Annotated in this window: 8 protein-coding genes; 6 read left to right on the plus strand and 2 right to left on the minus strand. The window is 47.6% G+C overall.

What is annotated here, in order from left to right; genetic code table 11:
- The first annotated feature begins 766 nt into the window (after positions 1 to 766).
- The 6 genes from kdpF to ACLQ6D_RS06310 all read left to right on the plus strand — a co-directional run bounded on the left by kdpF (position 767) and on the right by ACLQ6D_RS06310 (position 8,836).
- Positions 767 to 856: a K(+)-transporting ATPase subunit F gene (gene kdpF / locus ACLQ6D_RS06285; RefSeq protein WP_411726435.1), complete on the plus strand. Its 90-nt coding sequence runs from the start codon at positions 767 to 769 to the stop codon at positions 854 to 856.
- Positions 856 to 2,607 carry a potassium-transporting ATPase subunit KdpA gene (kdpA, locus tag ACLQ6D_RS06290; RefSeq protein ID WP_411726436.1) on the plus strand — a complete coding sequence of 584 codons (1,752 nt, stop codon included), beginning with the start codon at positions 856 to 858 and terminating at the stop codon, positions 2,605 to 2,607. Before kdpF ends, kdpA begins: the two co-directional genes overlap by 1 nt.
- 104 nt (positions 2,608 to 2,711) lie before the next feature.
- Positions 2,712 to 4,781: a potassium-transporting ATPase subunit KdpB gene (gene kdpB / locus ACLQ6D_RS06295; protein WP_411726441.1), complete on the plus strand. Its 2,070-nt coding sequence runs from the start codon at positions 2,712 to 2,714 to the stop codon at positions 4,779 to 4,781.
- Between the two features lie 17 nt (positions 4,782 to 4,798).
- The gene (gene kdpC / locus ACLQ6D_RS06300; protein ID WP_411726437.1) at positions 4,799 to 5,380 is read left to right on the plus strand and encodes a potassium-transporting ATPase subunit KdpC; all 582 of its coding nucleotides are present in this window, start codon (positions 4,799 to 4,801) and stop codon (positions 5,378 to 5,380) included.
- Between the two features lie 11 nt (positions 5,381 to 5,391).
- Positions 5,392 to 8,139 (plus strand): DUF4118 domain-containing protein, encoded by a 2,748-nt coding sequence (locus ACLQ6D_RS06305; RefSeq protein ID WP_411726438.1) that lies wholly within the window; start codon positions 5,392 to 5,394, stop codon positions 8,137 to 8,139.
- Positions 8,132 to 8,836, plus strand: a complete 705-nt coding sequence (locus ACLQ6D_RS06310; protein ID WP_411726439.1) for a response regulator — start codon at positions 8,132 to 8,134, stop codon at positions 8,834 to 8,836. The genes ACLQ6D_RS06305 and ACLQ6D_RS06310 overlap by 8 nt, the downstream gene beginning before the upstream one ends.
- A gap of 86 nt (positions 8,837 to 8,922) precedes the next feature.
- On the opposite strand, the gene ACLQ6D_RS06315 is transcribed toward ACLQ6D_RS06310, so the two are convergent.
- Together ACLQ6D_RS06315 and ACLQ6D_RS06320 are read right to left on the minus strand one after the other, a co-directional pair.
- A complete protein-coding gene (locus tag ACLQ6D_RS06315) occupies positions 8,923 to 9,165 on the minus strand; it encodes a hypothetical protein (protein ID WP_411726442.1) in 243 nt (80 codons plus the stop codon).
- Positions 9,111 to 9,368: transposase (locus tag ACLQ6D_RS06320; protein WP_411726440.1), on the minus strand; the 258-nt coding region annotated here is incomplete at its 5' end. The genes ACLQ6D_RS06320 and ACLQ6D_RS06315, both read right to left, overlap by 55 nt.

A 9,368-nucleotide genomic window follows, 5' to 3' on the forward strand; every position in this document is an offset into this window, starting at 1 on the left:
CTTGCGTTTATAAGCCTGGTCACAATCCCTTTGCCGTCCTGGTGTCAGCCGCTCCACGCGCACCCAAAAATCATCGGGAACTTTCCGGCTTTGTGGTCTTTTCAACGAATGGCAACCTTTAGTAAAGCAATTGATTGCAATTCTTTCACAACTATATAGAATTTATCAAGTTATTTTCGGATAAGCTCTTAGTACATTTTGTAATGAGGACATTTATAAGAATGTTTTGCAATAAATAACTGCATAGATGGAGTAACTTTTTGGAAAATATGAATAATAAATGGCTAAGTGGGAAATATTTTCATGACCCTCCTATTTTTCAGCGTTTTTACACGGCCTGGATCCACATCGGACTCTCAAGTTTGTATGGGAAACATCATTTTTTCGGTACCCCACCTCAAAATAACACCACGTTCAGATTTAATGTTCTTCTTGCACTCTAAATTTTTCAAACACTTTATATCCTCAAGGTAATAGCATCTTTAATCCAATGCAAATATCCCTTCTGAAATTTATTGACATGTTTTCATCAAATTTGGACAAAATTGAGCTTCGATAAATAAAGTCTATCTTATTAGTTCAGCGGCTGCCAATTTGTTTCATCTTATTGTTTTATAAAGTTATTCACTATTAAATGACTTTGAATCAAAAATATTTCAAATTCTATTCTTTTTAAGTCCGGATTGAATAAAAGCCAATTTTTACAACTTTTTTATATTTAAATCGTTAGATTATTGCCCAATATTTAGTAACTAAGGGGGTAATTATGGCTATTACATATGCATTAAACGCTATATTGGCAGCAGCATTGTTCATCTATTTGTTAGTGGCGTTATTTTTTCCGGAGAAATTTTAATGTTTATCAACAATTACCTCCAAATTTCCTTGTACTTCATCACGGTGTTGTTGTTAGCGAAGCCGCTCGGCGTATATATGGCACATGTGTATGAAAATCATCCGGTAATCCTTAATCGCTGTTTAGCACCTTTTGAATTGGCGTTGTACCGTTTGAGTGGCGTTAAAGCAGAGCAAGAGATGACTTGGAAAGAATATGCGGCGGCCTTGCTGTGGTTTAATTTTTTCGGTGGCTTGGCGGTATTCATAATACAAATAGTGCAAGCCTATTTGCCGTTAAATCCGCAACAACTCACGAATGTTTCGTTTGATTCAGCCTTTAATACCGCGATCAGTTTTGTCACCAATACCAATTGGCAGGGTTATTCCGGCGAAATGACGATGAGTTACCTAAGCCAAATGCTAGGCTTGACGGTGCAGAACTTTGTTTCAGCGGCTACCGGAATGGCGGTGTTAGTGACCATGATACGCGGCTTCCAACGCAATCACGCCACGGCTATCGGTAATTTTTGGGTGGATTTAACCCGTGGTGTTTTGTATATCTTATTGCCTTTAGCCCTGGTTTTTGCCTTCTTATTAGTGAGCCAAGGCGTGGTACAAACCTTCAAGCCTTACTTGAATATTCCATTAGTGGAACAGGTTCAAATTAACCCGCTACCGGAACAAGCCAATACCCAAGTGATTGCGGTTGGCCCTGCGGCGTCACAAATCGCTATCAAGCAGCTAGGCACTAACGGTGGCGGTTTTTTTAACGCCAATTCCGCACATCCTTTTGAAAACCCAACGCCGTTGACGAATTTTCTGGAGTTATTGGCGATTTTACTGATCCCGGCGGCGTTGTGCCATAGCTTTGGGACGCTGGTAAATGATCCGCGCCAGGGTTGGGCAATTTTAACAACGATGACACTGGTATTGCTTGGCGCATTGCTGGTTATGCTGCATTACGAGCAAACGGGCAATCCCTTGTTGACCGCACTAGGGGTGGATCAAGCACCCAGCGTGACGCAATCGGGCGGTAACATGGAGGGTAAGGAAACCCGCTTTGGCATTGTGAATTCGGTACTGTGGGCAACAGCTACGACAGCGGCTTCCAATGGTTCTGTCAATGCCATGCACGATTCCTTTATGCCGCTTAGTGGCATGGTGCCTTTGTGCCTGATTCAACTGGGCGAAGTGATATTTGGCGGTGTGGGATCAGGTCTTTATGGCATGTTAATTTTTGCCATTATTGCAGTCTTTGTCGCAGGTCTCATGATTGGGCGCACACCGGAGTATTTAGGTAAAAAGATTGAGGCTTTTGAAATCAAAATGGCAGCCATCGTTATTTTAATTCCGGCCTTTTTCATCTTAATAGGAACCGCGCTGGCGGTTATGGTAGAAGCGGGGAGAACGGCGATTGCCAACCCCGGAGCGCACGGTTTTAGTGAAATTCTCTACGCCTTTTCTTCTGCTGCCGGGAATAACGGTAGTGCCTTTGCGGGTTTAAGTGCCAATTCGTTGTTTTACAATGTCGCGTTGGGGGTAGTCATGTTGTTGGGTCGCTATGGGATCATTATCCCAGTGTTGGCAATTGCCGGATCATTGGCAGCTAAAAAATCTGTGCCTACTACCGTTGGCACCTTGCCCACCCATACCCCTTTATTTGTGCTGCTGTTGATCGCAACCATCCTGCTCGTTGGCGTATTGACGTTTGTTCCTGCCTTGGCATTAGGCCCAATTGTTGAACACTTACAATTACTTAAACAACTTTAATGTAATTTCTCATTACTCACTGATACCATCACTAGACCTTCAAGGTTTTAAAAACCTTGAAGGTCTAAATTCTGCAAATAACATCACCTTCAGAGAATTTAATGATGAATACTAAACATCATACCCAGCAGTTTTTTACCAAACAGATTATATGGGTAGCGCTAGTGGATGCTTTACGTAAATTAGTGCCGCAGCAACAATGGAAAAACCCAGTCATGTTTGTGGTTTACGTGGGCAGTATTTTGACCACCGGATTATGTTTGGCAAGCCTCTACCAAGGAAACGAGCAAGAGCTTGGCTTTATGTTGGCGATAACCTTTTGGCTCTGGTTCACCGTCTTATTCGCCAATTTTGCCGAAAGTATCGCCGAAGGGCGCAGTAAAGCCCAGGCGGCTGCATTAAGGGGCGCAAAGCGTGAACTCATGGCGAAGAAACTTGATGAGCCGCGTCACGGCAGTGATTATGCCAAAATCATCTCTACGCTATTGCGGCGCGGTGATGTGGTGTTGATCGAAGCGGGCGATTTTGTGCCTGCCGATGGCGAAGTCATCGAAGGGGCGGCATCGGTCGATGAAAGCGCGATTACCGGTGAAAGTGCCCCAGTCATCCGTGAATCCGGTGGTGATTTTAGCTCCGTTACGGGCGGGACACGGGTATTGTCCGATTGGTTGGTGGTGCGTGTGACGGTTAATCCCGGTGAAGCGTTTCTCGACCGGATGATTGCCATGGTGGAAAGCGCATCACGCCAAAAAACCCCTAACGAAATTGCCCTGACTATTTTACTGGTCGCGCTGACCTTGATTTTTTTATTGACCACTGTGACCTTGCTGCCCTTTTCCATCTACAGTGTAGATATTGCCCAGTCCGGCACTCCAGTTTCGATTACTGTCCTCGTCGCGCTGTTGGTTTGCCTGATTCCAACAACCATCGGCGGCTTATTGTCTGCGATTGGTGTTGCCGGAATTGGCCGGATGATGCAAAAAAACGTGATTGCCACCTCAGGTCGGGCCATTGAAGCGGCTGGGGACGTGGATGTCTTATTGCTGGACAAGACTGGCACGATTACCTTGGGCAACCGACAAGCGTCGGGGTTTTATCCGCTTGCTGGCATCAGCGAAAAAGAACTGGCTGATGCCGCGCAGTTGGCAACCTTGGCTGACGAAACACCGGAAGGCCGTAGCATTATTATTCTGGCTAAACAGAAATTTGCCCTACGGGAACGCAATATTCAGGAACTAGGTGCTACCTTTGTTCCCTTTAGCGCACAATCCCGGATGAGCGGTGTCAACATCGGTGACCGTCAAATTCGCAAAGGTGCTGCGGATGCCGTTCGCGCCTATGTTGAAGCGCAACAGGGAAAGTTTCCAGATGAGGCAAAACGACTTGCCGATAACGTAGCTCGGCGGGGCAGTACGCCGCTGTTAGTGGCTGAAGGTGGTCGGGTATTAGGGGTAATCGAGTTGAAAGATACCGTCAAAGGCGGCATCAAGGAACGTTTTGTCGAGTTACGCCGGATGGGCATCAAAACCATCATGATTACCGGAGATAACCGTTTGACGGCGGCAGCCATTGCTGCGGAAGCAGGGGTTGACGATTTTTTGGCTGAGGCGACACCGGAAGCCAAACTTAAGCTCATCCGCGAACAACAGGCGGAAGGACGCTTGGTCGCCATGACCGGAGATGGCACCAACGATGCGCCAGCCCTTGCCCAAGCGGATGTGGCGGTGGCTATGAATTCAGGTACACAGGCGGCTAAGGAAGCTGGCAATATGGTCGATCTGGATTCCAATCCGACTAAATTGATTGAAATTGTCAAAACTGGCAAGCAAATGTTGATGACACGCGGCGCTTTGACGACGTTCAGTTTAGCGAATGATTTGGCGAAATATTTTGCGATTGTTCCCGCCGCTTTTGCCAGCACTTATCCAGAGCTGGGCGCACTGAATATCATGGGGTTAAGCAGCCCATCCAGCGCGATCCTTTCGGCGGTCATTTTTAATGCCCTGATTATTGTTGCGCTGATTCCTTTGGCATTGAAAGGCGTAACTTACAGGCCTCAAAGTGCCGAAGTATTGCTGCGTATTAACTTACTGGTTTATGGCGGTGGCGGGGTCATTGTGCCGTTCATCGGGATTAAGTTAATCGATCTCGGTTTAGTTACATTAGCGTTTTAAAGGATAAGGAGACTATTATGACTCAGCAAATAAAACCCGCATTACTCATGCTTTTGTTTTTTACTGGCTTAACCGGGATTGCGTATCCCCTGCTAGTTACCTTTGGAGCGCAGATGCTATTTCCGGCTCAAGCAAACGGCAGTTTAGTCCTCAGTGATAAACAAACTTTGGGTTCGGAACTGATCGGGCAAACCTTCACCCGCCCTGACTATTTTTGGGGACGGCCTTCTGCGACTTCGCCCAATCCTTATAATGCCGCTGCCTCTAGCGGATCTAACTTAGGGCCGAGCAACCCTGGGCTGAGAGAGCTTGTGCAACAACGCACCAAAGTGCTACGCGATCTCGATCCCAAGAACACCCAACCTATTCCGGTGGATTTGGTGACGGCTTCAGCCAGTGGGCTTGATCCGCATATCAGTCCCGCCGCAGCAATGTTTCAGGCTAGCCGGGTGGCTTCAGCCAGACATTTACCCGTGGAGAAAGTTGAAGATTTAGTGGCACATTGCACCGAACATCGGCAATGGGGCATATTAGGTGAACCCCGGGTGAATGTATTGAAATTAAATTTAGCGTTAGATAATCGGCTTACCTGCCTTTGAAGGAAGGCGTTATGAATGATTCCCGCCCCGATCCAGATGCCCTACTCGCTCGCGTAGAACGCGAGGAGCAACAACAGAAACGTGGAAAGCTAAAAATCTTTTTCGGGGCAGCCGCAGGCGTTGGGAAAACCTACGCAATGCTCTTGGCGGCGCATACCAAACGCCTTAAAGGTATTGATGTCGTCGTCGGACTGGTCGAAACGCATGAGCGGCAAGAAACCATTGTCGTCTTACAAGGATTGGAAGTGCTACCCCCGAAATTGCTGCAATACCGGGGCATGGTGCAGCGTGAGTTTGATTTGGACAGCGCGTTAAAACGCCGTCCTTCGTTAATATTGATTGATGAATTAGCGCATAGTAATGCCCCTGGTTGTAGGCACCCGAAACGTTGGCAGGATATTGACGAGCTGTTGAAGGCAGGGATTGATGTCTACAGCACTCTCAATGTCCAGCATTTGGAAAGCCTGAATGATGATGTGAATCAGGTCACTGGGGTACAAGTTTTGGAGACAATCCCCGATACGGTTTTCGATCTTGCGGATGAAATTGAGCTGATTGATTTACCGCCCGATGATTTATTGCTGCGGCTGAAAGAAGGCAAGGTTTACATACCTCAGCAAGCAGAACGGGCGATGCAAAACTTCTTTCGCAAAGGTAACCTGATTGCGTTGCGGGAATTATCGCTGCGGCTTACGGCTGATCGGGTCGATGCCCAAATGCAAGATTATCGTGACGACAATGCGATACGCGATATTTGGCAGGTCGGCGAATGTATCTTGATTTGTATTGGCGCTGACGCCATCGCGGAACGTTTGGTACGTGCTGGAAAACGCTTGGCGACTAGCCTGCATGCCCAATGTATTGTGGCGTATGTCGAAACACCCAAACTCCAACGATTGCCTCCCGAACAGCGTGATGAGGTGTTGCGGGTGCTGCGTTTTGCTGAACATTTAGGTGCAGAAACAGTGACACTATCAGGTTTGATGATTAGTGAAGAAATATTGAATTTCGCTAAAAACCGCAACACCACCAAAATTGTGTTGGGTAAACCTAACCGCAGGGGTTGGAAACGCTGGCTGTTAGGTTCAGTTGTCGATTCGCTCATTTCCGAAGCGCACAATATCAATATTTATTTACTGGGCAGTCCGCATGGCTCAAAAAAATATAAATTAACCCAATCTAAAAATGGGGTTAAGGCCACATCGACACGCTTTAATTTCCCTAAAGGGGAAACAACTAAAAAACGTTGGTTGGCCTTGTGGTGGGCGATGTGCATTACCGCTGGCAGCAGCCTGGTTGGCTGGTTGATGACGGATCGGTTTGAGTTAGCCAATATTGTGATGGTTTATTTATTGGGCGTGGTTTTTGTGGCTGCCCGCTTTGGCCGTGAAGCATCAGTTTTGGCTTCTTTCTTGAGTGTGCTCGCGTTTGACTTTTTCTTTGTTAAGCCGATCTATACTTTCTCTGTTGCGGATGCCCAATACTTAGTGACGTTTGTAATCATGTTGCTGGTTGGCATTGTCATCAGTCATTTGACCAGTAATATGCGGGGGCAAACCAAAGTCGCCGCGCATCGCGAAAGGCGTGCCCGTGTGCTGTATGCCTTAAGCGAAGAATTGGCGGTCAGCCGGACTTTAACGGATATCGCAAAGGTCGCCGTACGGCATATTCAAGCTGAATTTGGGGGGACGAATGTACTGTTGCTTCCCGTTGACGGTGGGCGCATTGTTTACCCACTGGATACGCCGTTGCCGGAATCGTTGCGGGGATGTGACCTTGGAGTGGCACAATGGGTATTCGACCATGGTCAAATTGCAGGGCTAGGCACAGATACGTTACCGGGCGCGAATGCCGTGTATTTTCCGATGACAGGTTATCGGGGCGTTATTGGCGTGTTGGTTTTACGTGCCGCCAATTTACGAAGGGTGTTCCTGCCTGAGCAGCGCCGATTGCTAGATACTTTTATTAATCAGATTGTGCAAACAATCGAACGTGTTCGGCTTTCTGAAGATGCACAGCAATCTCAGGTGCGTATTGAATCGGAATCATTACGTAATTCTCTACTTAGCGCGATTTCGCATGACTTACGGACCCCGCTAGCGTCCATTGTCGGTGCAGCAAGTACTTTAGTCGATAAGGGTGCCCAGCTTTCGCAAGCGGATCGACAAGAATTGGGCCTTACGATTTATGATGAGGCCTTGCGGATGTCTAACTTAACGAACAATATATTAGACATGGCGCGATTGGATGCCGGGCAAGCGCAACTTAACCGGCAATGGTATCCTTTGGATGAAATCATTGGTGGCGCTTTAGCTCGCCTACGTAAGCAACTTGAAGGGCGGATGGTTAACACTAAACTTCCCGATGGACTGTGTTTGGTGCGTCTCGATGCGGTCTTGATTGAACAGGTACTCATTAATTTGTTGGAAAACGCCTGTAAATATACTCCTCCGGGCAACCCTATTGATATAGTCGCCGAACGTTCAGTGCATACGCTAAAAATTACTGTGGCGGATCGCGGCCAAGGTATTCCGGTAGGGGAAGAAGATAAATTATTTGATAAATTTTATCGGCTAAATCGCGAAGGCTCCCAAAGCGGCGTGGGTTTAGGCTTGGCTATTTGTAAGGCTATCGTTATTGCACATGGCGGGCTAGTGGGTGCAACAAATCGACCCTGTGGAGGGGCGGAATTTTATTTTGTACTGCCGATGGATGAGGCCCCGCCCGAATTAGAAACTGAAGTTCAGCAAGATGGATAAGTTAAAATCAATCATTGTGGTTATTGAAGATGACCCCCAAATTTGCCGTTTTTTACGGACGAGTTTGAGTGCGAATGGTTTTGTGCTGTTCGAGGCCAATACCGGGGAGCAAGGTTTGGTGGAAATTGCCACCCGAAAACCTGATTTGGTCATTCTCGACCTGGGCTTACCGCGTATGGACGGAATAACGGTTATTCATAAAGTGCGTGAATGGTCTAGTGTGCCGATTATCGTGCTGTCAGCCAGAAGCCAGGAGCAAGACAAGATTACGGCATTAGATGCGGGAGCAGATGACTATCTAACCAAACCTTTTAGCATAGGCGAACTATTGGCAAGGATTCGAGTAACCATTCGCCACATTAATCAATTTAAGCAAGACAGTACGGAAACAGAATTTTGCGAGGGCGATTTGCGGGTTGATTTATCCCGTCGACGTGTTTTTATTGGCAAGCGGGAAATACATCTAACGCCCATCGAATACCGGCTTTTGAATACATTAATCCGCCATGCGGGCAAAGTCATGACGCACCGGCAATTACTGTTAAATGTTTGGGGACCTGCCTATGTGGAACATGACCATTATGTCCGCATCTATATGGGACAGCTTCGCCAAAAAATAGAAACAGATTCTACTCAGCCTCGATATCTACTCACTGAAACTGGTGTCGGTTATCGTATGGCTTATAACGGTTTATAGCTATATACGATAGCTTGAGACCTTTGCACGGGTAACAGAAACTCCGGCTGATTGGCTAAGCGCCAATTTTTTTAATATGCCTAGGCCTAAATAGGCAATATTTGGCTGAAACCTGCATTTAACCCGCCATTTTTAATAACCCCTTGGTGATTGCCCGTCGTTTTGCGTACATTGGACGGAGTTATCCTGCCCACGCCATCATCTCGACCTGGACAGCCACGCCCCGCTTGATATTGTGGGCCATCGCCGCCAGCATGAACCGGGCTGGTTGCGCTTAAGGCCCAGGTAACGTGCCTTGCCGATGCCGTAATGTTGCTTGAGGGCGCCAAACACCCGTTCCACGGTGCTGCGGACGCTTGGCCAGGAGCTTATCGTGCTCCGCGCCGGCGCAGGCCTTGTCGGCGCACAGCCGGTGCTCGGTGCGGGTCAGCAGTTTTTTCAAGGACTGCGGGTCATGTCCGTTGCCTGGGGTATGGCCAATGGCCTTGATGAAGCCGCCCCCGTCGACGTTGGCATGCGCCTTGTTCCCGTA

It is taken from the genome of Methyloglobulus sp., from assembly GCF_046714055.1.
Lineage (GTDB): Bacteria > Pseudomonadota > Gammaproteobacteria > Methylococcales > Methylomonadaceae > Methyloglobulus.

Coding starts and splice junctions, on each gene's coding strand:
- kdpF (WP_411726435.1), top strand. CDS start 767: ATGGCTATTACATATGCATTAAACGCTATATTGGCAGCAGCATTGTTC.
- kdpA (WP_411726436.1), top strand. CDS start 856: ATGTTTATCAACAATTACCTCCAAATTTCCTTGTACTTCATCACGGTG.
- kdpB (WP_411726441.1), top strand. CDS start 2,712: ATGAATACTAAACATCATACCCAGCAGTTTTTTACCAAACAGATTATA.
- kdpC (WP_411726437.1), top strand. CDS start 4,799: ATGACTCAGCAAATAAAACCCGCATTACTCATGCTTTTGTTTTTTACT.
- ACLQ6D_RS06305 (WP_411726438.1), top strand. CDS start 5,392: ATGAATGATTCCCGCCCCGATCCAGATGCCCTACTCGCTCGCGTAGAA.
- ACLQ6D_RS06310 (WP_411726439.1), top strand. CDS start 8,132: ATGGATAAGTTAAAATCAATCATTGTGGTTATTGAAGATGACCCCCAA.